Here is a 25,694-nt window from a genome sequence, read left to right as displayed (position 1 = left end):
AATGACCACATTGCCCCTCACCGAATACGATCCGCCATTTTCCATTACCCGCGCCAGCCATCTGGTGCTGACCTCGCGTGATCTGGCCGCCAGTGAGCTGTTTTACACCCAGGTGATCGGCATGGTGCTGACCCATCGGGAAGAGGACCGGCTCTATTTGCGCGGGCTGGAAGAGGCTTGCCACCACAGTCTGGTTATCAAGCTCAGCAAGGCGGAGCCCCAGTGCGAACGCGTTGGCCTGCGTGTTTTTCGTGAAAAAGATCTGGAGTTGGCCAAGCTGTTTTTGGACCAGCAAGGGTTGGAAAATTGTTGGGCCGAAGTGCCGTTTCAGGGGCGTACTCTGCATTTCACCGATCCGACTGGTACGCTGATCGAACTGTGCGCCTCAATGCCCGTGGTGCCGCGCTTGCACCATCAGGTGCATCTGTACCGTGGCGGCAGCGCCCAGCGGCTGGATCACTTCCAGTTGCACACTCCCCACGTACAGCGGGCAGCCGAATTTTACATGACGAAGCTGGGATTCCGTGCGACAGACATCTATTTCAATGAGGGTGGAATGGGGGCCGCATTCTTACAACGCAAAGGCAATACGCAGGATCTGGTGTACTTGCATGGCCCCGGCCCGCGTCTGCATCACTTCGGTTATACCATCCCCGATTCGCAAGAGATCCTGCGCGCCTGCGACACTGCCGGCAATCTGGGCTTTGGCAGCAGCATTGAACGCGGGCCGGGCAGGCACGGCATGGGCCATGTCCTCTATGTTTATCTGCGGGATCCGGACGGGCATCGTATCGAGCTGCACAACACCCCTTATCAGATAATCGACATTGAGCTGGAAACCAATATTCTTGCACCCGATCAGCGCCAGCAGTTACTGCCCTGGGGGCTGCCGCCGCAGCGCAAATGGGTTACCGAAGCCAGTGCCTTTGCCAACACGCCGGTAGAACCGACCACCGAGGGCTATCCGCTGGTGCTGGAAGAGTACTTATCCCGCCAATAGGGCTTGATGCCCGAACCATGCCAGGGCAACCCTTGGATAACCTTGTGCCCGGAAACTCTCCGGGCAATAACATCGGCCTTTACTTCCGTTTTTTTTCAACCAATATTCTCGGTCGACGCACGCTCCACGCTGCCTCGATGCCCCAGGGGGGAGCAACCTGCTCTTAATGCGGCGGCAGCCAGGGATGACCGGGCTGCCGTAAGCGGACTAGACGCTTAACGAGTCATAATTTTTGCGGCGGTAATTGAGCGCGGACAGGATCCACAGCACCACAAACAGCACGATAGCGGCGTAACCGACGCTGCCCAGGTTGTCATTGAGCACCTCAACACCCCGCCACAGCCCGCCCCGTAGCCCCAGCTTATCGGCCAGCAGCCCCAGGCCTTCCAGCCCGCCGATCACCACAGCGATAACCACGCTGGTGGCGGTGATGGTCATGTTGTAATACAGCTTGCGGATCGGTTTATTGAACGCCCAACCGTAAGCGCCGACCATCACAAAATTATCCAGTGAGTCAATCAACGCCATGCCGCTGGCAAACAGCAGCGGGAACACCATGATTGACCAGACCGACATGCCGGATGTAGCACCGGTCGCGGAGATCCCGAGCAGGCCCACTTCGGTAGCCGTATCAAAGCCCAAGCCAAATAAAAAGCCGACTAAATACATATGCCAGCTTTTATTTACCATATTAAAAGCAAAGCGGTATAGCCGCGTCATTACGCCGCCGCTGCCGCTCACCAGCAGGGCTACGTCCTGTTCGACCAGGGTTTCTCCGCGCTTCACCCGACGGAAAATGCGGTAAACGTCGCGGAAGATCAGCCAGTTCAACAACGCCATCACCAGTAAGAACAGCGAGGAGATCAGCGTGCCCAAAGTGGCGCCATACTGATGCAACCAGCCGATGCGATCGCCAAATGCCAATGAGGTGGCGGCAATCGTGATGCAGGCCAGTACCACAATGCTGGAATGCCCCAGGGAGAAGAAGGCCCCGACGGAAACCGGGCGTTGGCCTTGTTGCATCAATTTGCGGGTGACGTTATCGATGGCGGCGATGTGGTCGGCATCCACCGCATGGCGGAGTCCGTAACCGTAAGCCAGCAGCGCGGCGGCAATCAGTGTCGGGTGATGATGAAAGGCAGCAAAGGCCGCACCCCATGCCAGCAGGTTTAGCGCCACTAACGTCAACAACAGCCAAAAGGCGCGGGTATGGGTATGGAAAAACTCGCGGTTTAACATGTTACATCCTGTTGTGTTTTAAAGGGGAGGCGCGCCACGGGGATATGCTGCGCGCAGGCGACCAATGCCTGACCGAATGCCAACCCTCCATCGCCCGCCGGCAGCCGTTGTGGCAGCAGCACGTGCAGCGGGGCCAGATGATGCTGCAGCCGTTGGCGTAACAGGCGGTTGTGCAGTACGCCACCGCTTAACGCCACGTGCCGGAGGTTATGCTCTGCGGCAAAATGTTTGGCCAGGCCGGCAAATCCTTGCGCCAGGGCATCATGAAACGCCCAGGCCCGTTGAGCGGCCGGCGCTTGCCAGGCCAGCCACTGCCGCCACAACACGCCCAAATCGAGCTGTACTGCGCAACGTGGCAACGTCACCGGGTGAGAGCAAGGGCCACTTTGGTGGGCCAGCGCCTCAAAAATACTGGCGGCTTCGCCTTCCCAACTTTGCCGTTCGGGCGCACATCCCAGCGCGGCGGCGGCCGCGTCAAACAGACGGCCACAGGAGGAGGCCAGCGGCGCGTTGATGCCGGCGTTAATGGCTTGGAGCAGGGGGCGCCAGGCGCGCGTCAATAGCCGTTCGGCCTGTGGGCTGTTTTGCCAGTCAGGCACGAAGCGTGCAAAATGCGCCAACTGATTGCGCCAGGGTTGTTGCGCGGCCAGATCGCCGCCGGGCAGTGCCACCGCAGGCAATCCCCCCAGATGACGACAGCGGCGGTAATCGACCCACAGGCATTCGCCGCCCCACAGCGCGCCGTCCTGTCCGTACCCCAGCCCATCCAGCGCCAGGCCGATAACCGCTCCGCCTTCCAGTGGCCAATGGTGTTCGGCCAGGCAGGCGGCCAAATGCGCATGATGGTGCAGCACCGGGGTCACCGGCAGCCTCTGTCGGGCGGCCCATTGGTGGCTGACGTAACCCGGATGAGCGTCGCTGGCTAAGCGCTGTGGCTGGCAATGGTACAACGCCATAAAATGCGCCATGGCCTGCTGCCACTGTTGCTGAATATCTTCCTGTTGCAGGTCGCCAAAATGTGAACTGAGTACGGCTTTATTTCCCTGCAGCAGGCAAAAGGTATTTTTGCGATCCCCTCCCACGGCCAATAGCGGAGGTTGTGAAGGAAATCCCGGAGGCAATGGCAGGGCATCCGGAACAAATCCGCGCGCCCGACGTAACATTTCATGGCCTTCAGGCAGCAGACGCACCAGCGAATCATCGGCGCGCTGCAAGATTTCGCGATCGTGCAGCAACCACAGGTCGGCAATGCCGGCCAAATCAGCCAAAGCCTGGCTATTGGTTAATGCCGGAGCTCGGCCGGTGGCATTGCCGGAGGTCATCACCAGGGGCCGTTGTATCTCCTGCATCAGTAAATGGTGAAGGGGATTGGCGGGTAACATCAGGCCCACTTCGTTCAACTGCGGGGCGATAGCCCCAGACAGCGGCGAATGGGGCGAGTGGGGCACGAGCACGATAGGCGCGGCAGCGGACGCCAGCAAATCCTGTGTGTGCGACAGATCAATGCCACGGGTGCAGCGCGTCAGCCAGTCGATATTCGGCAGCATCACCGCCAGAGGTTTGCCGGGACGCCGTTTGCGAAGCCGCAGGCGTTCTACGGCCTCCGTCTGGGTAGCATCGCAAGCCAGGTGAAAACCGCCCAGCCCTTTGATGGCCACAATCTGCCCGGCAGCTAATGCGGCTACCGCCTGCTGCAGAGCTTCTTCCCCCTGATGCTGCGGTTGTCCCTCAACGGTGAAACTGAACAACCGAGGGCCGCAGTCGCTACAGGCGACCGGTTGGGCATGAAAGCGCCGATCGTGCGCCGAACGGTACTCTAGGGCGCAGGGCGAACAGAGCGGGAACGGTGCCATGCTGGTTGCCGGGCGATCGTAAGGCATGGCACGAATAATGGTGAAGCGTGGGCCGCAGTGCGTGCAGTTAATAAAAGGGTAGCGGTAACGCCGATCCTGCGGATCGTTCATTTCCTGCAGGCATTTTGGGCAGGTCGCGGCATCGGGAACAATCTGGGTCGTCATAGCACCGCGTTGGCTGGCGCGGATGCGAAAATCATCGGGCTTTTTCAGCCAGGTAAAAGGCCGTTGGTGAATGTTGTCGATCTGCGCCAACGGTGGCGCCTGCTGGCACAACAGATGCAGCAACAGCCCAAGGTCGACGGGATTTACCAGCCGAATCTCCACCCCGGCGCTGTCATTCCAGACTTCGCCACGTAGATTGAGCTGGTTGGCCAGTTGCCAGACAAAAGGCCGAAAGCCGACGCCCTGTACTTTGCCGCTGATACGCAGCAGCAGCCCCGGATAGGACATGGTTTATTACCCTCTTTGGGTTTTTATAAATTATCAGGAGGCACAACCCTGCGTAGCCTCCTGTCAATTTATTCCCTGGTATTCCCTAAATAATTGGAGTTGCATCAAGGCGGCAAGAGCGGGGATCCCCAGGAGCTTACTTAAGTAAGTGACTGGGGTGAGCGCTTGCAGCCAACACAGATGCAGCTTCAAGTATGACGGGATTACATCACGTCTTCTGCGGCGCGGCGCAGGCGAGCTTTCATATCGCTGTAGCTTTGCTGCGCATAGTTCTCCGCCCAGTGCTGGTCGGTAATCGCCGCCAGTTTTACCGCACAGTATTTGGTTTCCGGCGTTTTGGAGATCGGATCCAGGTTTTCCTGCGTCAGTTCGTTACAGGCGCCAATCCACCACTGGTAGGTCATATACACCGCACCCAGGTTAATACGCTCGTTATAGTTGGCTCGGCTGATCACTTTGCCGCGGCGAGAGGCAACCCACACCAGTTGCTGGTCGGCAATGCCCAACGCGGCGGCATCCTGAGGGTTGATTTGCACGAAGCCGGGCTCATCCGCCAGCGTTTGCAAGGCGGCACAGTTGCCGGTCATCGAACGGCAGGAGTAATGCCCAACCTCACGCACGGTACAGAGCACCAGTGGGTAATCTGCATCCGGGATCTCGGCCGGCGCACGCCAGGTGGTGGCGAACAGTTGCCCTTTACCGGACGGCGTTGTGAACTGGTTACCCTGATACAGGTACGGCGTCCCCTGGCTTTCCAGCGAAGTGCAAGGCCATTGCACGTGACCGAGCTCGCCCATTTTTTCGTAAGTGGCGCCGTAAAACAGCGGGCAGAGTTCGCGCATTTCGTCCCAGATCTGCTGGTTATCCTCATAGTGCATCGGATAGCCCATTTCGCTGGCCAACAGGCTGATGATTTCCCAGTCGCGCTTGACGTTGTACTGCGGCTCAATGGCTTTTTCGAAACGCTGGAACCCGCGATCGGCGCAGGAAAAGACGCCGCCATGTTCGCCCCAGGAGGTGGCAGGCAAGATCACATCCGCCTGTTCGGCGGTTTTGGTCATAAAGATGTCTTGCACCACCACAAATTCCAGCGCTTCGAACGCGCTGCGCACCAGGCTCAGATCGGCCTCGGTCTGCAAGGGATCTTCCCCCATGATGTAGTAGGCTTTCACTTTGCCTTCATGCACCAGGTGCGGGATTTCGGTGATGCGATAGCCGACGTTGGGATCCATTTTTGTAGCGTCGATTCCCCAGGCTGCGGCGAACTTGGCGCGCACGGCCGCATCGGTAACCGCTTGATAGCCAGGGAATTCATTGGGCAGCACGCCCATATCGCAGGCACCCTGTACGTTGTTCTGCCCGCGTACCGGGCCGACACCCACGTTGGCGCGGCCCAAATTGCCGGTGAGCAGCGCCAAACTGGCGAGGCCTTTGACCACGTCAACCGCCTGGCCGAATTGGGTCACGCCCATGCCCCACATGATGGTGGCCGAAGGGGCGCTGGCATAGGTGCGCATGGCCTGGCGGATTTGCTGTGCGGTCACGCCGGTCAGGTGTTCCACTGCTTCTGGCGCATAATCCGCCAGTTGCTGCCGGTAGGCCTCGAATCCCTCGGTGTATTTGGCCACGTAATCGCGGTCATAAAGATTCTCTTCAATCAGCACGTAGGCGAACGCATTCACCAGCGCCATGTTGCAGCCGTTCTTGATCTGCAGATGCTGGTCGGCAATACGTGCAGTTTCTATCCGGCGCGGGTCGCACACGACGATCTGCGCGCCTTTCTCTTTAGCCTTCAGCACCCGGCGCGCCACGATGGGGTGCGAGTCGGCACAGTTGTAACCGATGATCAGCAGACACTTGGAGTTTTCGATATCGCCAATCGAGTTACTCATGGCACCGTTACCGAGCGTGGCCTGCAAACCCGCGACCGAAGGCCCGTGGCAGACGCGAGCACAGCAGTCGACGTTATTGGTGCCGATCACCGCGCGAGCGAACTTCTGCATCACATAGTTGGTTTCATTGCCGGTCCCGCGAGAGGAACCGGTGTGCATGATGGCGCTGGCACCGTGCTGCTCCTTAATCTGCTGCAGCCGCTGTGCGGTATAGCTGATCGCTTCATCCCAACTGACGGCCTCAAACTTGCCGCCTTTCTGCCGCCTGATCAGCGGCTGGCTCAGGCGCGGGGTCAACAGTTTGGTGTCGTTCAGGAAGTCCCAGCCGTAATAGCCTTTCAGACACAGTTCACCCTGATTGGTCACGCCGTCAGCCGCCTCGGCGCGAATGATTTTGCCGTTATCGACCACCAGTTTCATTTTGCAGCCTGCACCGCAGTAAGGGCAGACGGTTGTGATTTTTTTCATCGGTTCAGTTCCTAAAACAGTGACGACATTGTGTCGAGCGCGGCGCGGCGGCGCTTCTCGGCGTTCATTTCCTGCAGCATGTTGCGATCGACGCAGTGCAACGCATTGGTTGGGCAGGTTTCCATGCAGGCCGGGCCGCTGTCGCGACCGATACACAGGTCACATTTATGGGCTTCGGCTTTCTCGGTGGTGGCGCTCATCATGGCGCCATTCTGGCGGACCACCGGACGGGTGATCACTTCCATGGCGCCGTAGGGACAGGCCACGACGCAGGTTTTGCAGCCGATGCAGCGTTCCTGCATCACCAGGACCATGCCGTTGGTGCGGCTGATGGCACCGTTAGGACAGACGTTGGCGCAGGGGGCGTCCTCGCACTGGCGGCAAAGCACGGCGGTGCTGACGTTGACGCCTTTAATCACATGCAGGCGCGGGGCAAAGCTGGTGGCGTTCAACGCCGAAATATCCTGGCTTTCGCTGTGCGCCATCACGCAGGCAATTTCACAGGTACGGCAGCCGATGCATTTTTTGGGATCGGCGATGATAAACCGGTTCATCAATAACTCCTGGGTTACCCTTCATCCGGGTATGGCAAAAGAGAGGTCGTGGCTCTGGTTAGGCATAAAACATGCCAATATTGAAAATTCTTAAAAAGCAGAGGGTTATCTTTTTATGACCCCGGGGTCGACAGCAGGTCGACAGAAATGACGATGCCGCGTCAGACATTCGTCACCTCCAGCTGCGGATAACCGCCATTGTCTGCCCAGTGAAACAAGCGTTGATGGAGCACCGTCACCGCCTGTTTCACCGCCGCGCTGATCGGGTAATAAAACGCCACCACTTCGGGCTGAATGCCGATAAAGGTAATTTCCGCAATGTCTTCGCGCAGTTGGTCGATCAGAAAGTTAAGCGGCAGGTTATGCGTCGTCATGATGAACATGGCGGCAATGTCTTTTTCGTCGATCACCCGTGTTTCACCCGGCGCGAGCCCCATGTCGGTGGCGTCGACGATCACCAGGCGATCTGGGCGTAGCTCGCGGAGATGTCCGATGTCATTTTCCGGTGCCGCGCCGCCGTCAATCACCTGCCAACCTGCGGGGGGATGACCGGCACAGAGTTCAGCCAGCAGCGGCCCGGCACCGTCATCTCCCATCATGCAGTTGCCCACACACAATAAAACGTCAGTCATCATGCCTCCGGACCATCAGGTAAATGGCGGGTTCGTTTTCAATCGATTGAAGCAGGGCGATCAGCTGTTGGCTCCAGCTTTGCTGTTCAGTGTTCATACGCGGCGCCGCGTGGCTCAACGCCGTGGCCAGCAGGTGGGTATGGCTGTTGTCGATACAGATTTCGCCAAACCGATCGATCCCTTCCAGTTTGCGCCGTGCGGTGCTGCCCGCAGGCAACTGCGCTATCCAGGCGCGAAACCCCGCCAGCGGGCAGCTGAGTTTGGCTTCCAGGCAGTCGATCACCCCCAGATGATGGCCGATCGCCAGGCTGTAATAGATCACCTCCTGGGCCTTCGGCGGGGCCTTTTTCTCCTGCACAAACTTGCGGCTAAGGGAATAAAACACCACCTGTCCTTGGGAATCGGTCATAGCCGCAGCTCCCCACGCAGCACCCGTTGATAAATGCCCTGCAAATTGCCGACAATTTCATTCAGGCGCAGGTCATCTTGCTGGTGCAGATAAGCGGCGATGCGCTGTTCGACCGGTTCGGGTGTCTCTGCTGCCAGCAGTTGCATGAACTGGTCGGCGATTTGGCGACCGTAGCGGTAACCGGCCATACGCCGGGCTTCGCGATCCAGCAGCACTCGCAGCGGCTGGGGCAGTTGCGGGTGCAACAGGCGCGTAGCTTCACCGTGGGTTTCATCATGCTGGTGGCCTTTGATTTTCTGATCCAGCAGGCCCAGCGCCATGGCGAAACCGTAAATGGTCGCCGCCGGCGTCGGCGGGCAGCCGGGAATATAGACATCGACCGGAACGATGCGATCGGTACCGCCCCACACGCAATAAAGATCGTGGAAGATACCGCCGCTGTTGCCACAGGCACCGTAAGAGATGCTGATTTTAGGATCGGGTGAGGCCTGCCAGGCGCGGATCGCCGGAATGCGCATGGCGCGGGTCACTGCACCGGTGAACAACAAAATATCGGCATGTCTGGGGGAAGGAACCACTTTGATGCCGAAACGTTCCGCGTCGAACAGCGGTGAAATGGCAGCGAAAATCTCAATTTCGCAACCATTACAGCCGCCGCAGTCCACCCGATAGACATAGGCCGAGCGGCGAATATCCTGCAGCAGGGTGGTTTTCAGCTTGGCGATGCTGTCATCGAGGGTGATTGGCACCGGCAGGCCATTTTCATCACGTGGTCCAATCAATGGCGAATTCATGAGATGACCTCCCGGGTCAAATGGCGGCCGATATCAATACGATCGGCCTGGGTCAGGTTCTGCTGCTGTTTGCAGGCCGGGCAGGTTTCAAACTGCGCACGGCGGGTTGCCGCCTCCGAGCTGCTCAACCCGAGCAACGCCATCGCATAATCAATTTCCTTTTGCGCCGCATAGGGTTTGCCGCACTGTCGGCAATGGCAAATGGCGAAGTCGGCTTGTTCGTACAGATCCTCTTTACGCCACACTGCCAGTTCGAACTGCTGCGAAAGCCGAATGGCGGCGGTTGGGCACACTTCCTCGCAGCGGGCGCAAAAGATGCAGCGGCCAAGAAACAGCTGCCAGCGCAAGGTGCCGCTGTTGAGATCGGGGGTCATGCTCAACGCGTTGGACGGACAGGCGTTGGCACAGGCACCACAGGCTATGCACTGCTGTGGGCTGTATTCGGGCTTGCCGCGAAAGTTCGGATCAATGGCCAACGGCTGGGCCGGATAGGCGACAGTGGCCGGGCCGGTCTTCAGCACTTTTTTAATCAGTTTCAGCATGATGGGCTCCGGTTAGAACGGCTTGTTTTTCCGCTCGATGCCGTAACGTTCGATCTCTTTGTACGGCACGATGATGGACTGGCGCTTGCGTACGTCGACGATGGTCATGCGATCGGTGCAGGAGTAGCAGGGATCGAGACTGCCGATAATCAGCGGGGCGTCGGATACCGTATTGCCGCGCAGCATGTAACGCAGGGTGGGCCAATTGGCATAGGTGGCAGCACGGCAGCGCCAACGGAACAGTTTCTGGTTGTCGCCGGTCATGCTCCAGTGGATATCATCGCCGCGCGGCGCTTCGGCAAAGCCCAGGGCGAAGCGGTGCGGTATATAGGTGAAGCCGTCCACCGCCAGCGGTCCGCCCGGCAAGCTTTGCAAACCGAACTCGATGATGCCGAGCGAGTTGAACACTTCGTGAATACGCACCTTGAGGCGGGAATAGACGTCGCAGCCGCTTTCCACGCATAACTCCACCGGCAGTTTGGCGTAGCCGGCAAACGGATGGTCGATGCGGGTATCGCGACGGTGGCCGCTGCCGCGGATCATCGGCCCCACGTTGCTGTAATCGCGGGCCACCTGGGGATCGAGACGCCCAACCCCGACGCTGCGTTGTTCGGTGTTGGGCGTACTGAGCAAGATATCGACCAGATCCACCAGTTCGCTGCGCATTTGCGCGGCCAGCTTCAGGGTTTGCAGCATGTCCTCTTTCAAAATATCTCGGCGGATACCGCCAATCAGGTTCAAACCATAGGTTTTGCGCGCGCCGGTCAGTATTTCTGCCATCTTCATCGACTGCTCGCGTACGCGGAAGAACTGCATAAAACCGGAATCGAAGCCGACGAAATGGCAGGCCAGACCAAGATTCAACAGGTGGCTGTGCAGGCGCTCCACCTCAAGCAGGATCGAGCGGATCATCTGGGCGCGTTCCGGCACCTGAATGCCCATCGCATTTTCGACCGAGCTGGTGTAGGCCACGCTGTGGGTAAAGCCGCAAATGCCGCACACCCGGTCCGACAGAAAGGTGACTTCGTTATAGCCCATACGGGTTTCGGCCAGTTTTTCCATCCCGCGGTGCACGTAGAACAAGCGGTAGTCGGCGTCGATGATGTCTTCTCCATCGACAAACAGGCGAAAGTGCCCGGGTTCGTCCGAGGTGATGTGCAACGGGCCAATCGGCACCACATTGGCTTTGGCTCCGGCCAGGCTCTCGAACGGATAGGTTTCCACATCGGTGGTGGGTGCGGGGCGTTGACGATAGTCCATCGCGTCTTTGCGTAGCGGGTAAAGATCGTCCGGCCAGTCGTCAGGCAGCACCAGTCGCCGCTCATCCGGCAATCCCACCGGGCGCAGACCGTACATGTCACGCACTTCGCGTTCGCCCCAAACGGCGGCGGGCACGCGCGGCGTGACGGAAGGGAACTCCAGCGTTTGGGCATCCACTTCGGCGCGCACCGTGATCCAGCATTTGGTGCCTTGCTCCATCGACAGAACGTAATACAGCGCGTAATGGCCGCACAGCGTGCGCTCGTCGTTGCCAAACAGCACCGACAACCAACCGCCTTGCTGGTAATACAGCCATTCCACCACGTCCGGCAGCGAATTGAGCTTAACGGTGACCGTCAGCTGATCGGCGGTTTGCCATTCGGCTGCCAGCATGGCCGCAGGGAATTGTTGCTGCAACGCCGCCAGATAGTGCTGGCCTTGATGTTCGTTAGTCATTATTGATTGCCTTTGTCATTATTCAGCCGACGACCAGCCAGGAAACCAGCGCCAGAAAAGCCAGTCCAAAACCGGCCCAGGTGGTACGGGCCGTTTTCAGGAAGCGCAAACGTGCCACGCTATTTTCGATAATCGCGATCAGCGTCAGCGCGCACAGCAGCTTGAGCAGCGCCAGGACCAGCGCCGCCGACAGGTGAAGGACGGTGAATTGTGCCGCTTGCCCCCAGGGCAGAAACACGCCGAGGAATAGCTGCAGCACCACCAATTGTTTGAGGCTGATGCCCCATTTCAAAATGCCGAGCTCGGCACCGGAATATTCCGTCAGTGGCCCTTCCTGCAGCTCTTGCTCGGCCTCCGCCAGGTCAAAAGGCAGTTTGCCCATCTCGATATAGGTGGCGAACGCACAGGCAAGGGCGGCCAACAGCAGCGGCAACCAAGCGGGGTGTGGCAACGTCAGCAGGCTCTGCACCATGGCGCTCAACTGAGTCGAACCGGCCACCAGGGCGGTCACCCACAGCCCCAACAGCAGGATGGGTTCGACCAGAATGCCCAATACCGCTTCGCGGCTGGCGCCGATGGCAGTAAAGGGACTGCCGGTATCCAGACCGGCAATGGCGAAAACAAAGCGCACCACGGCGAACAGATAGATCAGGGTGATCACATCACCGATGGCAGGCAGCGGTGAGGCGACAGTCAACATGGGCAACGCACAGGCGATGGCCAGCAGGGTGCCGGTCAGCAAGTACGGCATAGCATGAAAGGCCAGACCGGAAGCCGCCGGTGCCACGTTCTGACGCTTCAACAATTTGGCGATATCGCGATATTCCTGCAGCACTCCGGGGCCGCGACGGTTATGCATCCGCGCGCGCAGCACACGGCTGATACCGGCAAACAATGGGGCGACGGCCAGTAACAGCAAGGCCTGCGCCAGACCGAGTAACACATTGGGATAGGTCATTGTCATCTCCTCAGGCAAAAGCCACCACCAACAGCACCGCAAGCTCCACTGCGGCCAGGCCGCGGCAGAAGACAACGAAGGCGTTACAATGTAACGGGTTGATCAAGGATCCCGGCAGCCAGCGGCGCACTTGATAGAGCGGGGCGAACATCACCCGAAGCGGTTGGGCAAAACCGGTGGCGGTGATAACCATCGCCTCCTCATGACCATATCCGCAGGTCCAAGCGCTACCCTGTACCCGGCGAGGTTGACGACGGGTCTGATAACGTGCAGCAATCAATAGCGGCAGCAGCGGCATTGCCAGCAACAAAATGGCGATCAACGGGGTAGAAACCAAAGTGTCGGACACGGAGAGGGATTGTTCGGCCGTCATGCCGATCAGCCGGGCAAACAGCGGGATGATCCAGGGCGCACCCAGGCCGCAAACCAGACACAGCAACGCGGGCAGCGCATGGCTCAGCGTCAGGCACAGGTTAGCCTGCACGGCCTGGGCCGCAGCAGCGCAGCGCGGGGCTCCCAAACAGGCGACGCCAAACACCTTGCTGACGCACATCACTGCCAGCGCACCGGTCAGGGCCAGCGCCACCGCCAGCAACGGCCCGAACAGATGGCCAATAAAGCCAGGGGCCGCACTGAAATGGAACAGTCCCTGATAGATCAGCCATTCACTGGCGAAACCGTTCAATGGCGGAAGTGCGGCCATGGCCACCAGGCCGATCAGCAGAGAAATGGCGGTCCAGGGCATCAGCCGTGCCAGCCCGCCCATTTTCTCCATGTCCTTCAGCCCGGTTTGTTGTTCGATGGTACCCGCCGCCAACAGCAATGCGCTTTTGAACAGGCTGTGATTCAACAAATGGAACAGGCCGCCGATCAGGGCGAACGCCGTCAGTAATGGTTGTTGCAGCGCCATACCGACCATGGCACCGCCAATGCCCAGCAGGATGATGCCGATATTCTCCAGCGTGTGGTAAGCCAGCAAGCGCCGCAGATCGTGCTCCATCAGCGCATACAACCCGCCCAAAAATGCGGTGCCGGCGGCCAGCAGCAGGACCAGCAATCCCCACCACAGCGGGGGCGTACCCAGCAGATCCAGTCCTATCTTCAGGATCCCCAGCAGGCCGACCTTCATCAGTGCGCCGGAAAACAACGTGGCGGCCGAGGCCGGCGCGCTGCTGTGGGACTGAGGCACCCAGGCATGCAGCGGCATCACCCCGGCAAAAATGCCAAACCCGGCCAACGCCAGCAGGAAGACGCCGTTACGCAGTGCATCCGGTAATGGCGTAGCGCGGATCACGCTGAATTGCAGGCTGTGGCTGTGGGTATAAATCAGTGCGAAAGCGATAACCAACAGCAGGGTGCCCAGGCGCATCAGCAAAAACTGGCTGTGCCCGGCCCGCAGACCTTTCGCGTTCGGGGCGTGGACAATCAAGAAATAGCCGCACAGCGCCGCCAGTTCTAACAGCAACAGCAAGGCCAGTGCATTATCGGCGATCGCGGCGGCGCCGAGCGCTGCCAGCATCAGATTGATCAGCCCGCCCAACCGGCCACCTGCACTGGCGTTCAGCTTCGCGACGCTTCCGATGTGATACAGCGCGGCGCAGATCCCACACAAAGCCATCACCAGCAATAACAACGCATTAATGCCGCTGATTTCCACCGCATAACGCAACCAGGGCAAACGGGCGCTGTGCAGCGGTGCGAACAGCAGTTGTCCGGCGGCCAACAAGGTGGCGATGGCACACAGCAAGGTGCCACCACCCAGCAAGGCATTGACACGCGGCCAGGGGGCCAGCAGCCAGCTCAGCAACGCGAACAGGAGATACCCGACGAATGCCAGAGTCAGCAACGACAATGGGTCGGGCGCAATGGGGTAAAACATCAATTCGGCTCCTTGCGGGATTCTGGGGCGGTAGCGAACGGCAGCTCGGCGCTGAGCGCCTGCATGGCGTTGCGCCTTTTCTGTTCGCTGGCGTTACGCACGTCGTGGTTGCTGACCAAGCGAATGGCCTGGGTAGGACAGGTGCGGATACAGGCCGGGCCTAAGGGGGTGAAAGCGCAAAGGTCGCACTTGACCGCCACGGCGCGGACACCGGGCACGCAATCCAGGAAGGCGCCAATCGGCCGCGGCGCTTTGGCGGCAGGCAGGGCCAGCGGTGTGTTGCAGTCTGAGGGGATCGCTAACGGGGTGCTGCCGCCGAAGCCTATGGCGCCGAACGGGCAAGCAATACCGCAGAGTTTGCAACTGACGCACAGGCTTTCGTTCAGGACGATGGCATCATCCTGATGGCGAATGGCGTTTACCGGACAGACCTGCGCGCAGGGCGCATCCTCACATTGATGGCACATCACCGGTGCCGAATCGCGGGCGTTACGAATCACCTGCAAGCGGGGTAATGCCTGCAAACCCCGTTGCCGATGTTCCGCAGAACAACTGGCCATGCAGGTATTGCAGCCAATACACAATTTGGGATCCGCAATAATAAAGCGGTTCATGCACACTCCTTGCTTCGTCATTTATGACGAAATCGTCAGTAAAAAATGACGTTTCGACAGTTTTCTGTCAGTGAGTAACGCCGACAGTCAGACGGACAGGGTTATTTTTTTCAGTGCGTCATGAATGGCGTGGCCGTCATGCAGCGAATCAAACAGGCATTGGTAAATAACGGCGATCTTATCCAGATAATGTTCAAATACCGCCGGCATATCGCGATTGTTTATTACACCGTCAATATTGCCGTCTTCATCCAGCGAGGCATGGGCGAAGGGGGCGAAATTCTCCGCTTCATGCGGCGATGCCAAATTAATGCGATAGCAGATATCACGGCTGTAAAACCCCTCACTTAATTGAATGCTCACCGTGAAGTGGTTGAACAGCACAAAACGCAGATCGTCGTCCTGACCGTAAGTAAACTGATGATTAATCTTCTTTTTAGTGGTGGTAACCGCTTTGATTAAGGTGCTGTGGTAGGTTTGCCACTGCGCCATCAGGCGGTTGCTTTTGTTGGCGATATAATCGGCCTGGCTGGTTACTTCACTGATAGTACTCATTGTCGTCACTCAAAATTGATGGTCATTGTCGAATCGCTTCGGGTGAACGACTTAAAGCATAAAGCGTGCCAGTCTCTGGTGATTTTCATTATTTCCTTTTAATTCAATCATCAGGGTTGGAATTAATCTTTAAATTGGATTGGGGCTGCCAGCTAATTACTGTCGACGTCATGACACTCGACAAATATGCCGAATGGGTTTTGGCACCATATTTGCAACGCAGGGTGACGAAACGTTTTATCACCCTGAGTGGAGGCCGGATGCACGAAATAACCTTGTGCCAACATGCGATGGAAATAATGCAGCAACAGGCTCGTCAACATCGTGCGAAACGTATTACCGCGGTGTGGTTCGAAATTGGCGCCTTTTCCTGCGTGGAGGCGGAATCGCTGCGGTTCTGTTTTGACATGGTATGTCGCGACACCCTGGCCGAAGGCTGTGAGCTGCATCTGACTGAACAACGCGCCTTGTCCTGGTGTTATGACTGCCAGGCTGACGTCGAGCTGTTGATCCCGCAGGTTTTGGTCTGCCCGCACTGCGCCGGAAGAAACCTGCGGGTGCAGGCCGATGATGGATTGCAAATAAAACGTCTGGAAATTGAATAACTGAAAGGAGAAAGAACATGTGCAGCACTTGCGGTTGTGCCCATGGGGAAATGACGATTGAAGGGCAAGCAAAGGTACCGTTTCGCCCGCAGCGGCCTCTGCAGGGGGACCTGCATTATGGACTGGGATTGGCGGGCACCCATGCGCCGGGCATCAGCCAGCGGCGAATGCTGGAAATAGAAACCCGGGTGTTGGATAAAAACGATCGTCTGGCCGAACGCAATCGCCAGTATTTTGCCGAGCAACACATCCTGGCGTTGAATCTGGTTTCCAGCCCCGGTTCTGGCAAAACCACCTTGCTGACCGAAACCCTGCTGCGGCTGCGCGGGATGCGTGAGTGCGCGGTGGTGGAAGGAGACCAGCAAACCACCAACGATGCCGAACGTATCCGCGCCACCGGCGTGCCGGCGATCCAGGTCAATACCGGCAAAGGCTGTCATCTGGATGCGCAAATGGTTCACGAAGCCGCCCAGCGTCTGGAGCTCAAGCCCAGCAGCCTGCTGTTTATCGAAAATGTCGGCAACCTGGTTTGCCCAGCCAGCTTCGATCTGGGGGAGCGGCACAAGGTGGCGGTGCTGTCGGTCACCGAAGGGGAAGACAAGCCCCTCAAGTACCCGCATATGTTCGCCGCCGCACGTCTGATGCTGCTGAACAAGGTCGATCTGCTGCCGTACTTGAAGTTTGATCTGGCCGCCTGTATCGCCAATGCCCGTCAGGTTAATCCCGACATCGAGATAATTACCCTTTCTGCGACTCAGGGGGAAGGGATGGATCAGTGGTTGGCCTGGCTGGAGCGGCAGCTATGTGCATAGGGATCCCCGGGCAGATCGTGGCGTTGGATCAACACCAGCCTCAGCACGCCTGGGCCGACGTCTGCGGCGTGCAGCGCGAAGTGAATATCGCATTGGTTTGCCGGGAGGGTGAACCCAAAGAAGCGATGCTGGGGTGTTGGGTATTGATTCACGTGGGCTTTGCGATGAGCCGCCTCGATCAACAAGAGGCCGAGGATATGCTGGCAGCACTGCAGGCGATGGGGGAAGTGGAACAGGACGTGGCGCTGTTTTTGGCGGGGGAGGATAACCATGGATTACGTAGATGAATTTCGCGATCCGCAGCGGGTAAAGAAACTGCTGCAACATATCTGGCACCGCGCCGCACAGTTGCCGTTTACCGCCGAACGACCGCTGCAAATCATGGAGGTGTGTGGTGGCCATACCCATGCGATATTCCGCTTTGGCCTCGACAAGCTGCTGCCGGCGCAAATCGAATTCATTCATGGCCCCGGCTGCCCGGTTTGCGTTTTACCTATGGGGCGCATCGACGCCTGCTGCGAAATCGCCGAGCACCCCGAAGTGATTTTTTGCACCTTCGGCGATGCGCTACGGGTGCCAGGACAGCAGGGGTCTTTACTGCAGGCGCGCGAGCGCGGGGCCGACGTGCGCGTGGTCTACTCACCGCTGGATGCCCTGATGCTGGCGCGGCAAAATCCGCAACGGCAGGTGGTGTTCTTCGCGCTGGGGTTTGAAACCACCATGCCGGTCACGGCGATTACCCTGCAACAGGCCCGGCAGGAAGGCCTGGGCAACTTCAGCGTATTTTGTCAGCACATCAGCCTGATCCCCACCTTACGCAGCCTGCTGCAACAGCCGGATGTACGCATTGACGGTTTTCTGGCACCCGGCCACGTCAGCATGGTGATAGGCACCGAGCCCTATCATTTTATCAGCAGGCAATACCACAAACCCCTGGTGGTAACCGGCTTTGAGCCACTGGATATTTTGCAAGGGGTGCTGATGCTGGTCGAGCAGTTTCTTGGCCGACAAAGCCAAACCGAAAACCAATACCGGCGGGTGGTACCGGAACAGGGCAACCGGCTGGCACAGCAGGCGATGAGCGAAGTTTTTGTCCTGGGAGGCGGCAGCGAATGGCGCGGGCTGGGCACCATTGCCAACTCAGGCATTGCCCTCACGCCAGGCTACCAGGCTTTTGATGCCGAACGTCGTTTCCGTCCGCAGCGGCGGCAAGTGGCTGACGATCCGCGATCCCGCTGCGGAGACGTGCTCACCGGGCGATGCAAACCGCGCGACTGTCCGCTGTTTGGTCGCGGTTGTACGCCGCAAAACGCGTTTGGCGCGCTGATGGTCTCGTCCGAAGGGGCTTGCGCCGCCTGGTACCAATATCGCCGTGAAACAGAGGAGACGCCGGCATGAATAACGTGATTACTATGGCTCATGGCAGCGGTGGTGCTGCCATGCAGCAATTGCTGGACGATCTTTTCCTGCCGGCCTTTGCCAACCCGCAGTTGGATCAGCGTGAAGATCAGGCACGGTTGGATTTGGCCGAGTTAACGCAGCAGGGTGATCGGCTGGCGTTTACCACCGACAGTTACGTGATTGACCCGATTTTCTTTCCGGGCGGTGACATAGGCAAGTTGGCCATCTGCGGTACGGCCAACGATCTGGCGGTGAGCGGCGCGTTGCCGCGCTATCTTTCCTGCGGCTTTATTCTCGAAGAAGGCTTGCCGCTGCCCGAGTTACAACGCGTGGTCGCCTCGATGGCCGCCACCGCGCAGCAGGCCGGTATTCGCATTGCCACCGGGGATACCAAGGTAGTGCAGCGTGGCGCAGCCGACAAAGTGTTTATCAATACCGCCGGTATCGGGGTGATCCCGTCCGACCTGAACTGGGCGGCGCAAAATATCCGCGTCGGCGATGCCGTGATTGTCAGCGGCACCCTCGGGGATCACGGGGCAACTATTCTCAACCTGCGCGAAAAGTTGGGTATGTCTCTGGACGTGATCAGCGACTGTGCGGTGTTAACGCCGTTAATTGAGCCATTGCGTGCCATTGACGGTGTGCGGGCGATGCGTGATGCGACCCGTGGCGGGGTGAATGCCATTTTGCATGAGTTCTCCCGTGCGGCCGGCGTGGGCATCGAGGTGCAAGAAAGCCTGTTGCCGATCGCCCCGGCAGTGCGTGGTATTTGTGAATTGCTGGGGCTGGACGCCATTAATTTTGCCAACGAGGGAAAACTGGTGGTCGTGGCCGCACCGCAAGCCGCACAGAACGTGCTCTGTGCCTTGCGTGCTCACCCATTGGGCGCGGACGCGGCGCTGATTGGCACAGTGACGGAGGGGCGACAGGTAAGGCTGCAGGGCGCTTATGGCATCAGCCGCCTGTTGGATTTGCCGCATGCCGAGCCTTTGCCGCGGATTTGTTGATCCCGTCGGGGGAGAACGTCGCGGCCCAGCGTTACACTTTGCGATGTGACTCACAAATCTTCATCGCGACTCAGGCAAGTGATAAACAATGTCGAATGCACAATTAGAAAAACAAGAACTACTGGAAATTACCCGCACGCTGCTGAGCCAGCGCAGTTTCACCGATCTGTTGCTGCAACTGCGTCAGATACTGCAACGCCTGCAATTGGCGGATCAGGTCACGCTGGTGCTGTTTGACCCCGACAGCGAACGGGTCAGCTTTTATGGCCTGGATGCGCATCGACAGCCGGTGAGCTATCAGGATGAGACCCTGCTGGCAAATGGCCCGGTAAGTCGGCTGCGACAAAGCCCGCTGCCACAGCGCTGGCAGAGCGATGATCTGCACGCGCGCTATCCGCAAATCGGGGCTCTGGCGCTGTATTTACCCTTTAATCAGTATTGCCTGATGCCGCTGCATGCAGGCGGTACCCTGATTGGCGGTTGTGAAGTGTTACGTTGTCACCCGGCGCCGTTCGCCGACGCCAGCCTGGTACAGTTGCAGACACTGATGGAGTTGGTGGCATTGGCGGCAGAGCAGCTCCAGCTGCGGGAGGAGGCGGAACTCCGTCAACGGCAATTGCGCCATGAACGAGATGATTATCGTATTTTGGTCGACGTGACCAACGCGGTGCTGTCGAAACTCGATTTGGATGATTTGATCGGTGAGATCTCAAAGGAAATTCACCGTTTCTTCAAAATCGACGCGATCAGCATTGTGCTTTGCGTCGATAAAACCGAACAGGTCACCATTTATTCCACCCACTATTTGCAAGAGGACGTGGTTGAGCGTCAGCAGTACAGCGTAGCGCTGGCGGGCACCTTGTCGGAACAGGTGATGCAAAGCGGTGAAATGCTGCTGTTGAATCTGAAGCATTCCGACCGGCTGGCAGCCTATGAGCGCCAGCTGTTCGATCTCTGGCATGAGCAAATTCAAACGCTGTGCGTACTGCCGTTAGTTTTCGGCAACAAAACCCTGGGCGTACTCAAGCTGGCGCAATGTCAGCCGGACAACTTCAACGCTGCCAACCTGCGGGTGTTGCAGCAGATCGCCGAGCGTATCGCGATTGCGGTGGATAACGCGCTGGCCTATCAGGAAATTAACCGGCTCAAAGAGAGCCTGGTGCATGAGAACCTGTATCTGACCGAGCAGATTAACGGCAATAACCCGGACTTCGGCGAGATTGTCGGCCGCAGCGTGGTAATGTCCGCCGTGCTCAAACAGGTGGAAATGGTAGCGAAAAGCGACTGTTCGGTGCTGATCCTCGGCGAAACCGGCACCGGTAAAGAGCTGATAGCCCGTGCCATCCACAACCTCAGCGAACGACGCGATCAGCGCATGGTGAAAATGAACTGCGCAGTCATGCCGGCCGGGTTGCTGGAAAGCGATCTGTTTGGTCATGAAAAAGGGGCATTTACCGGGGCGACCAATCAACGAATGGGGCGTTTTGAACTGGCGGACAAGGGAACGCTGTTTCTGGATGAGGTAGGCGAAATTCCCGTAGAGCTGCAACCGAAACTGCTACGGGTACTGCAGGAGAGGGAGTTCGAGCGCGTTGGCGGTAACAAGGTGATTTCGGTGGACGTGCGCCTGATTGCCGCGACCAACCGGGATCTGCAACAGATGGTGGCCGACCGCGAGTTTCGCAGCGATCTCTTCTATCGGCTTAACGTCTTCCCGATCGTTATTCCGCCATTGCGTGAGAGGCCGGAAGACATCCCGCAGTTAGTGAAGTTTCTGACCTACAAAATTGCGCGCCGTATGAAACGTACCATCGACAGTATCCCGGCGGAAACCTTGCGCCTGCTGAGCCAAATGCCCTGGCCGGGAAACGTGCGCGAGCTTGAGAACGTCATCGAACGTGCGGTACTGCTGACGCGTGGTACGGTGCTGAACCTGCAACTGCCTGAGTTGCAATACCCGGTCCCTTCGATGGCGCTCCCGGTTCCCAAAGCGGAGCCCAGTCAGCCAGGGGAAGATGAGCGCCAGCAGATTATCAGGGTGCTGAAGGAAACCAACGGCGTGGTTGCCGGCCCACGCGGGGCCGCTCAGCGCCTGGGACTGAAACGCACCACGCTGCTTTCACGCATGAAGAAATGGGGGATTTTGGTTAAGTGAAGCGCCGCGTGGGTTAGGGGCAGCTAATGAGGAATATCCCTCATTGCGGCTTTAGGCTGAGTTACCTAAGCTAAAGCTGCAATGCAAATCGCACATAAGGAGATCATCATGACTAACTTACCATCCGAAGATCGTAATCCTGCCCCTGATGCCGCTGAAGAAAATGCGTTCTTTCCGTCACCTTACTCTTTGAGTAAATACACGTCGGCAAAGACGGATTTTGACGGCGCCCACTATCCTGCGCCTTATAAAGGCGGCAAGTGGAAGGTGTTGATGATTGCGTCTCAGGAACGCTATCTGATGATGCAAAACGGAAAATTTTTCTCTACCGGGAACCACCCGGTGGAGATGTTATTGCCCATGCACCACATGGATCTTGCCGGATTCGAAATCGACGTTGCAACGCCATCCGGCGACCCGGTAAAGCTTGAGATGTGGGCATTCCCTGGTGAGGATGCGGCGGTCAAGGCCACCTATGAGAAATATCGCCGTCAGCTCAAGCAACCGAAAAAGCTGACTGAGGTAGTGAAGGACTTGGATGCGGGTAATTATATCGGTGTCTTTATCCCGGGCGGTCATGGGGTACTTAACGACATTCCCTTCAGCGAAGACGTGAAAAAAGCGCTGTTCTGGGCGCATGACAACGACCGTTACGTGATTTCACTGTGCCACGGGCCTGCCGGATTGTTGGCGGCGGGTTTGGGTGAGGACAAGGAAAACTTCTTGTATCGCGGTTACGAGATCTGTGTGTTCCCCGACTCGCTAGATACCGGCGCCAATATCGATATCGGTTATATTCCGGGCCCAATGCCCTGGCTGGTCGGTGAACGCCTTCGCGAACTGGGCGTCAAGATCCTCAACAGCGACATCACCGGGAAAGTCCACAAAGACCGTCGTTTGTTGACCGGCGACAGCCCGTTGGCCTCCAACAATCTGGGTAAGTTGGCCGCAGAGACGTTGCTTGCCGACGTTGCGGCTCGATGAACGGCGTCAGTGACGCGACATAGGTTTAAGAACGGCGTTCTGTTTTGCCCTGGCATCTGCAAGGGTGAAATAAATCTGACGACGAAAAAACGATATTATTCAGAGGGGGAGTGATTAAGGCTCAACCCACGCCAGCAGGCGCGGGTTGAGCGGATTCAACAAGATTTATGACGTTGCGTCACCGATATCCATCGGCTTTTGTTTACGAAGCAGGTGCAGCAGCAATGATACGCGGCGCTCTGTCCGTTCCGGCGTGTCCGGTGGCAAGTTATAGCGCAGAGTGTAACGCTCGTTTTTTTCATTGAAGAAATCGATGACCAGTACGGGGACCGAAGCACCCACCACTTTTCGATAGTTCAATGAGATACCTGACAACCTTCTATTCATTGAAACATCCATTATTCATCACCCTACAGCCAGGGGACGACGGGTTGACATGGCGATGCGGCCGATGCCAAAACTGAGCGCCGCGCCCAACAGCAGGATCAGCAATGAACCCCATGCCGCGCGTGATACCTGTTTCGCCGCCACTTCTGCGGCTTCGCGGGCTTTTTGCTCGGCCTGCGCCTTCAGCTGGTCGACCTTTTGTACCGCCTGCTGATAAGCCTGGGCATAGTTGTCTACGATCTGGGTCGCTTCTGCACGGCTCTTGCCTGTACGGGCTGCGACGATATTCACCAGCGCATCCTTATCTGCCGCATTCAGGGTAGGCTCACCGGATTGCTTGACGCGTTCAAACCATTGCTTGAGCTCTGCAGCCGCCTGGGTTGGGTCAGTGGCTGCATCAGTAGCGGTTTGCTTACCATCCGCAGCGACGCTATCGCTCTTTTGTTCCAACTTGGACGGGTCCAGCTCAGCCTTGCCGCTTTGCTTGAGGGTGGTGGTTAACTGGTTTTCCAAACTGCTCCAGTCCAGGCTGATGCCATTCTTGTCTAACTGCTGTTTGACGTTTTCGCCAATGCCCGGCGCTGCGGCGGCAATACCGTTGCCGGCCAAAGAGAGCCCCTTGCCGACGGCGCTACCGGCCAGACCGACCACGCCGCTCGCCACAGAAATCACCAGCCAGGTCGTCAGTAATGTGGTCACTGCCCAGCTCAACAGACCGTGCAAACCGCCGCGGTTTGGCGAAGTTCTGCCTGCGACAAATGCACCAGCCGCCAGCGAGACCAGGGTAGTGACAAACAACCAGATCCCGGTGCCCGTGCCAAAGCCACTCAGAGGGTTGCCCTCATGCAACGGATCCACGGCCGAAGCGCCGATGGCCGTGCCCAGCACGCTCAGTATCAGATAGGTCACCAACGCCATGGCACTCCCGGCCAATACCGAACCCCATGAAACGTGAAACGCAAAGCGATTGGATTCATAGACAGTGGTCATTGTTATTCCTTATATTGACTAAACAAGTGGTTGTACGCACAGCACAGGGCCGCGCCGACAGAATCAGTCTGCCGCTTGGCACCACTGACCGTCCCGGTTCATTTGCACCGACAAAGCTAGTGCATTCACACCCCGCGAATGCACCTGTTACGCACTATGCTGTTGGGAACAGCGCCACTATTAGGCACTTCGATCGCCGTCAGGCGGCCAAGCCACTTCGTCTTTTGGAGAAAACATGAGTCAGTCCATCCTTGCCAACGAAACTAACCGTAGCCAGCTACAGCAGATCATCTCAGGGTTGTCGGAAGGGGTGATCCTGGCCGAGGTCGACCAGACCATTCTGTGGGCTAACGAGGCAGCGCTGAGCATGCATGGGTTGAGCAAGTTGAGTGAGCTGGGTGCCAATGGCGGTGAATATGCTGAGCGCTTTGCCTTGCGTTATCGCAACAATCACCCTTTGACGCCGGAACAGTATCCGATTAACCGGGCTGCCAACGGCGAGACCTTCAGCGACGTACTGGTCGAAGTTCGGCCCGCCAGCGAATCGGAGTACCTGTGGGTTCACCGTTTACGTAGCCTGGTGATCACCGACAGTAAAGGGCAAGCCGAATTGCTGGTTTTGATCCTGAGTGATGCCACCGAGTGGGCCAGTGCCGAGCAACGTTTTGAAAAGACGTTCAACGCCAACCCGGCACCGGCAGTGATCTGCAGCCTGAGCGACCTGCGCTACATAAAGGTCAACCAGGGGTTCCTCGATATGACGGGCTATACACGCGATCAGGTGATGGGCACTTCGGTGTATGCGCTGGACGTGCTGGAACAGGCGGAACGCAAGGAACAAGCGGTGCAATTGCTGAGCGAAGGGGCGACCATTCCACAGATGCAGGCCGAGCTGAAGCTGCCGGCCGGCGGAACCAAGCTGGTGATCGTCGCCGGCCAGCCGCTGGACATCAATGAAGAAGATTGCATGCTGTTTACCTTTACCGACCTCGAACCTCGTCGCAAGGCGGAGTCGGCGCTGCGCGAGAGTGAAGAGCGGTTTGCCAAGTCCTTTCGTTTAAGTCCGGTGCCCACGCTGGTGTGCACGGCGGACAAGCAACGGGTCCTGGACATCAATGAGGCCTTTATAAAAACCACCGGATACGCCGCCGAGGAGTTAATCGGCAAGACGGTCGAAGAGATCAATGTTATCGATGGGCAAGGGGAATGCCGGCGGTTATTTGCCACGTTGGAAAAAAGCGGTAACGTCGAGAATCAAGACCTTAAAATACGCAAAAAGAGCAATGAAACCATCGACTGCGTGGCTTCAGCGGATGCCGTGAGCATTCAGGATGCCCGTTGTTATCTCCTGGTACTGATGGACATTACCGAACGCAAACGCTCTGAGCTTGATCTGGTGGCTGCCATTGAGGAAGTCATGCAAGACGCTTCTTGGTTTAGCCAGACATTGCTCGAAAAACTGGCCAATGTGAAAAGTATCAATAAGCCTAACCTGGCGGGGTTTTCCTTCACCGATCTTACCGCCCGCGAGCGCGACGTATTGGGGTTGATTTGCGAGGGGCTGCCGGACAAAAAGATCGCCGCACGCCTTAATCTTGCCCCGAATACGGTGCGTAATCATGTGGCGACGGTCTATTCCAAACTCGACGTCCATAGCCGCGCCGAAGCCATCGTCTGGGCCAGAGAGCGGGGGCTGTTTGCCGGTGAACGGTCATCTAAAAATGGAAAGTAGGGTGCAAATGCACTGACCAATCCCCTGCAAATTGACCTTATGAGCGGTTCATCAACGGCTTAC

Annotated in this window: 24 protein-coding genes; 9 read left to right on the top strand and 15 right to left on the bottom strand. The window is 57.9% G+C overall.

Features of this window, described 5'->3' with window-relative positions:
- The first annotated feature begins 1 nt into the window (after position 1).
- Positions 2 to 1,000, top strand: coding sequence for a VOC family protein (locus M2407_RS17435; RefSeq protein ID WP_142815206.1), 999 nt, complete (start codon positions 2 to 4; stop codon positions 998 to 1,000).
- 207 nt (positions 1,001 to 1,207) lie between these two features.
- Here M2407_RS17435 and M2407_RS17430 read toward each other — a convergent pair whose 3' ends face one another.
- The 13 genes from M2407_RS17430 to hycA form a co-directional block, all read right to left on the bottom strand.
- Complete coding sequence (locus M2407_RS17430; RefSeq protein WP_259218725.1) at positions 1,208 to 2,239, bottom strand: HoxN/HupN/NixA family nickel/cobalt transporter; 1,032 nt, start codon at positions 2,237 to 2,239, stop codon at positions 1,208 to 1,210.
- The gene (hypF, locus tag M2407_RS17425; RefSeq protein WP_259218724.1) at positions 2,233 to 4,545 is read right to left on the bottom strand and encodes a carbamoyltransferase HypF; all 2,313 of its coding nucleotides are present in this window, start codon (positions 4,543 to 4,545) and stop codon (positions 2,233 to 2,235) included. The genes M2407_RS17430 and hypF overlap by 7 nt, the downstream gene beginning before the upstream one ends.
- Positions 4,546 to 4,748: 203 nt before the next feature.
- Positions 4,749 to 6,905 (bottom strand): formate dehydrogenase subunit alpha, encoded by a 2,157-nt coding sequence (gene fdhF / locus M2407_RS17420; protein ID WP_128864891.1) that lies wholly within the window; start codon positions 6,903 to 6,905, stop codon positions 4,749 to 4,751.
- An 11-nt stretch (positions 6,906 to 6,916) separates the two neighbouring features.
- A complete protein-coding gene (hydN, locus tag M2407_RS17415) occupies positions 6,917 to 7,459 on the bottom strand; it encodes an electron transport protein HydN (RefSeq protein WP_174574226.1) in 543 nt (180 codons plus the stop codon).
- A gap of 161 nt (positions 7,460 to 7,620) precedes the next feature.
- On the bottom strand, positions 7,621 to 8,091 hold the full coding sequence (gene hycI / locus M2407_RS17410; RefSeq protein ID WP_217331255.1) for a hydrogenase maturation peptidase HycI: 471 nt from the start codon (positions 8,089 to 8,091) through the stop codon (positions 7,621 to 7,623).
- Positions 8,084 to 8,500 (bottom strand): formate hydrogenlyase maturation HycH family protein, encoded by a 417-nt coding sequence (locus M2407_RS17405; RefSeq protein WP_129982846.1) that lies wholly within the window; start codon positions 8,498 to 8,500, stop codon positions 8,084 to 8,086. Before M2407_RS17405 ends, hycI begins: the two co-directional genes overlap by 8 nt.
- The gene (locus M2407_RS17400; protein ID WP_149573269.1) at positions 8,497 to 9,294 is read right to left on the bottom strand and encodes an NADH-quinone oxidoreductase subunit B family protein; all 798 of its coding nucleotides are present in this window, start codon (positions 9,292 to 9,294) and stop codon (positions 8,497 to 8,499) included. The genes M2407_RS17405 and M2407_RS17400 overlap by 4 nt, the downstream gene beginning before the upstream one ends.
- The gene (locus M2407_RS17395; protein ID WP_020826905.1) at positions 9,291 to 9,836 is read right to left on the bottom strand and encodes a formate hydrogenlyase complex iron-sulfur subunit; all 546 of its coding nucleotides are present in this window, start codon (positions 9,834 to 9,836) and stop codon (positions 9,291 to 9,293) included. The genes M2407_RS17400 and M2407_RS17395 overlap by 4 nt, the downstream gene beginning before the upstream one ends.
- A 12-nt stretch (positions 9,837 to 9,848) precedes the next feature.
- Positions 9,849 to 11,552 carry an NADH-quinone oxidoreductase subunit C gene (locus M2407_RS17390; RefSeq protein WP_046373544.1) on the bottom strand — a complete coding sequence of 568 codons (1,704 nt, stop codon included), beginning with the start codon at positions 11,550 to 11,552 and terminating at the stop codon, positions 9,849 to 9,851.
- Between the two features lie 22 nt (positions 11,553 to 11,574).
- The gene (locus tag M2407_RS17385) at positions 11,575 to 12,510 is read right to left on the bottom strand and encodes a respiratory chain complex I subunit 1 family protein (RefSeq protein ID WP_020826907.1); all 936 of its coding nucleotides are present in this window, start codon (positions 12,508 to 12,510) and stop codon (positions 11,575 to 11,577) included.
- Positions 12,511 to 12,520: 10 nt separating this feature from the next.
- On the bottom strand, positions 12,521 to 14,389 hold the full coding sequence (locus M2407_RS17380; RefSeq protein WP_259218723.1) for a proton-conducting transporter membrane subunit: 1,869 nt from the start codon (positions 14,387 to 14,389) through the stop codon (positions 12,521 to 12,523).
- On the bottom strand, positions 14,389 to 15,003 hold the full coding sequence (locus M2407_RS17375; RefSeq protein WP_259218722.1) for a 4Fe-4S dicluster domain-containing protein: 615 nt from the start codon (positions 15,001 to 15,003) through the stop codon (positions 14,389 to 14,391). Before M2407_RS17375 ends, M2407_RS17380 begins: the two co-directional genes overlap by 1 nt.
- A gap of 87 nt (positions 15,004 to 15,090) precedes the next feature.
- A complete protein-coding gene (gene hycA, locus M2407_RS17370) occupies positions 15,091 to 15,558 on the bottom strand; it encodes a formate hydrogenlyase regulator HycA (RefSeq protein WP_020826910.1) in 468 nt (155 codons plus the stop codon).
- 260 nt (positions 15,559 to 15,818) lie between these two features.
- On the opposite strand from hycA, the gene hypA reads away from it, so the two are divergent.
- The 7 genes from hypA (at position 15,819) to hchA (ending at position 22,522) form a co-directional block, all read left to right on the top strand.
- Positions 15,819 to 16,163, top strand: a complete 345-nt coding sequence (gene hypA, locus M2407_RS17365; protein ID WP_046373540.1) for a hydrogenase maturation nickel metallochaperone HypA — start codon at positions 15,819 to 15,821, stop codon at positions 16,161 to 16,163.
- 17 nt (positions 16,164 to 16,180) lie between these two features.
- The gene (hypB, locus tag M2407_RS17360; RefSeq protein WP_115058810.1) at positions 16,181 to 16,975 is read left to right on the top strand and encodes a hydrogenase nickel incorporation protein HypB; all 795 of its coding nucleotides are present in this window, start codon (positions 16,181 to 16,183) and stop codon (positions 16,973 to 16,975) included.
- Positions 16,966 to 17,262: a HypC/HybG/HupF family hydrogenase formation chaperone gene (gene hypC / locus M2407_RS17355; protein ID WP_020826913.1), complete on the top strand. Its 297-nt coding sequence runs from the start codon at positions 16,966 to 16,968 to the stop codon at positions 17,260 to 17,262. Before hypB ends, hypC begins: the two co-directional genes overlap by 10 nt.
- Positions 17,246 to 18,373 (top strand): hydrogenase formation protein HypD, encoded by a 1,128-nt coding sequence (gene hypD, locus M2407_RS17350; protein WP_128864883.1) that lies wholly within the window; start codon positions 17,246 to 17,248, stop codon positions 18,371 to 18,373. The genes hypC and hypD overlap by 17 nt, the downstream gene beginning before the upstream one ends.
- Positions 18,370 to 19,383, top strand: coding sequence for a hydrogenase expression/formation protein HypE (hypE, locus tag M2407_RS17345; RefSeq protein WP_130015747.1), 1,014 nt, complete (start codon positions 18,370 to 18,372; stop codon positions 19,381 to 19,383). Before hypD ends, hypE begins: the two co-directional genes overlap by 4 nt.
- A gap of 88 nt (positions 19,384 to 19,471) precedes the next feature.
- Entirely contained in the window at positions 19,472 to 21,538 is a 2,067-nt protein-coding gene (gene flhA, locus M2407_RS17340; protein ID WP_020826916.1) for a formate hydrogenlyase transcriptional activator FlhA, read from the top strand.
- A gap of 108 nt (positions 21,539 to 21,646) precedes the next feature.
- A complete protein-coding gene (gene hchA, locus M2407_RS17335) occupies positions 21,647 to 22,522 on the top strand; it encodes a glyoxalase III HchA (RefSeq protein WP_046373535.1) in 876 nt (291 codons plus the stop codon).
- A gap of 165 nt (positions 22,523 to 22,687) precedes the next feature.
- On the opposite strand, the gene M2407_RS17330 is transcribed toward hchA, so the two are convergent.
- Positions 22,688 to 22,909 carry a hypothetical protein gene (locus M2407_RS17330; RefSeq protein ID WP_041414564.1) on the bottom strand — a complete coding sequence of 74 codons (222 nt, stop codon included), beginning with the start codon at positions 22,907 to 22,909 and terminating at the stop codon, positions 22,688 to 22,690.
- 18 nt (positions 22,910 to 22,927) lie between these two features.
- Positions 22,928 to 23,899 carry a hypothetical protein gene (locus M2407_RS17325; protein ID WP_020826919.1) on the bottom strand — a complete coding sequence of 324 codons (972 nt, stop codon included), beginning with the start codon at positions 23,897 to 23,899 and terminating at the stop codon, positions 22,928 to 22,930.
- 235 nt (positions 23,900 to 24,134) lie between these two features.
- On the opposite strand from M2407_RS17325, the gene M2407_RS17320 reads away from it, so the two are divergent.
- Positions 24,135 to 25,631: a helix-turn-helix transcriptional regulator gene (locus M2407_RS17320; protein WP_116690457.1), complete on the top strand. Its 1,497-nt coding sequence runs from the start codon at positions 24,135 to 24,137 to the stop codon at positions 25,629 to 25,631.
- Positions 25,632 to 25,694: the final 63 nt, after the last annotated feature.

This window comes from Serratia sp. BIGb0234, assembly GCF_024809915.1.
GTDB classification, from domain to species: Bacteria; Pseudomonadota; Gammaproteobacteria; order Enterobacterales; family Enterobacteriaceae; genus Serratia; species Serratia liquefaciens.
Note: the sequence above shows the minus strand (reverse complement) of the source record. Positions and strands in the feature narration are given on the sequence as shown.

Excerpts from the sequence above, each read along its gene's own strand:
- hydN (WP_174574226.1), bottom strand. The coding sequence starts at position 7,459 with ATGAACCGGTTTATCATCGCCGATCCCAAAAAATGCATCGGCTGCCGT.
- M2407_RS17375 (WP_259218722.1), bottom strand. The coding sequence starts at position 15,003 with ATGAACCGCTTTATTATTGCGGATCCCAAATTGTGTATTGGCTGCAAT.
- hypC (WP_020826913.1), top strand. The coding sequence starts at position 16,966 with ATGTGCATAGGGATCCCCGGGCAGATCGTGGCGTTGGATCAACACCAG.
- M2407_RS17320 (WP_116690457.1), top strand. The coding sequence starts at position 24,135 with ATGAGTCAGTCCATCCTTGCCAACGAAACTAACCGTAGCCAGCTACAG.
- hchA (WP_046373535.1), top strand. The coding sequence starts at position 21,647 with ATGACTAACTTACCATCCGAAGATCGTAATCCTGCCCCTGATGCCGCT.
- M2407_RS17380 (WP_259218723.1), bottom strand. The coding sequence starts at position 14,389 with ATGTTTTACCCCATTGCGCCCGACCCATTGTCGTTGCTGACTCTGGCA.
- fdhF (WP_128864891.1), bottom strand. The coding sequence starts at position 6,905 with ATGAAAAAAATCACAACCGTCTGCCCTTACTGCGGTGCAGGCTGCAAA.
- hypF (WP_259218724.1), bottom strand. The coding sequence starts at position 4,545 with ATGTCCTATCCGGGGCTGCTGCTGCGTATCAGCGGCAAAGTACAGGGC.
- M2407_RS17385 (WP_020826907.1), bottom strand. The coding sequence starts at position 12,510 with ATGACCTATCCCAATGTGTTACTCGGTCTGGCGCAGGCCTTGCTGTTA.
- M2407_RS17395 (WP_020826905.1), bottom strand. The coding sequence starts at position 9,836 with ATGCTGAAACTGATTAAAAAAGTGCTGAAGACCGGCCCGGCCACTGTC.
- M2407_RS17430 (WP_259218725.1), bottom strand. The coding sequence starts at position 2,239 with ATGTTAAACCGCGAGTTTTTCCATACCCATACCCGCGCCTTTTGGCTG.
- hypA (WP_046373540.1), top strand. The coding sequence starts at position 15,819 with ATGCACGAAATAACCTTGTGCCAACATGCGATGGAAATAATGCAGCAA.
- hypE (WP_130015747.1), top strand. The coding sequence starts at position 18,370 with ATGAATAACGTGATTACTATGGCTCATGGCAGCGGTGGTGCTGCCATG.
- hycA (WP_020826910.1), bottom strand. The coding sequence starts at position 15,558 with ATGAGTACTATCAGTGAAGTAACCAGCCAGGCCGATTATATCGCCAAC.
- M2407_RS17390 (WP_046373544.1), bottom strand. The coding sequence starts at position 11,552 with ATGACTAACGAACATCAAGGCCAGCACTATCTGGCGGCGTTGCAGCAA.
- M2407_RS17325 (WP_020826919.1), bottom strand. The coding sequence starts at position 23,899 with ATGACCACTGTCTATGAATCCAATCGCTTTGCGTTTCACGTTTCATGG.
- M2407_RS17400 (WP_149573269.1), bottom strand. The coding sequence starts at position 9,294 with ATGAATTCGCCATTGATTGGACCACGTGATGAAAATGGCCTGCCGGTG.
- M2407_RS17405 (WP_129982846.1), bottom strand. The coding sequence starts at position 8,500 with ATGACCGATTCCCAAGGACAGGTGGTGTTTTATTCCCTTAGCCGCAAG.
- hycI (WP_217331255.1), bottom strand. The coding sequence starts at position 8,091 with ATGACTGACGTTTTATTGTGTGTGGGCAACTGCATGATGGGAGATGAC.
- hypD (WP_128864883.1), top strand. The coding sequence starts at position 17,246 with ATGGATTACGTAGATGAATTTCGCGATCCGCAGCGGGTAAAGAAACTG.
- M2407_RS17435 (WP_142815206.1), top strand. The coding sequence starts at position 2 with ATGACCACATTGCCCCTCACCGAATACGATCCGCCATTTTCCATTACC.
- M2407_RS17330 (WP_041414564.1), bottom strand. The coding sequence starts at position 22,909 with ATGAATAGAAGGTTGTCAGGTATCTCATTGAACTATCGAAAAGTGGTG.
- flhA (WP_020826916.1), top strand. The coding sequence starts at position 19,472 with ATGTCGAATGCACAATTAGAAAAACAAGAACTACTGGAAATTACCCGC.
- hypB (WP_115058810.1), top strand. The coding sequence starts at position 16,181 with ATGTGCAGCACTTGCGGTTGTGCCCATGGGGAAATGACGATTGAAGGG.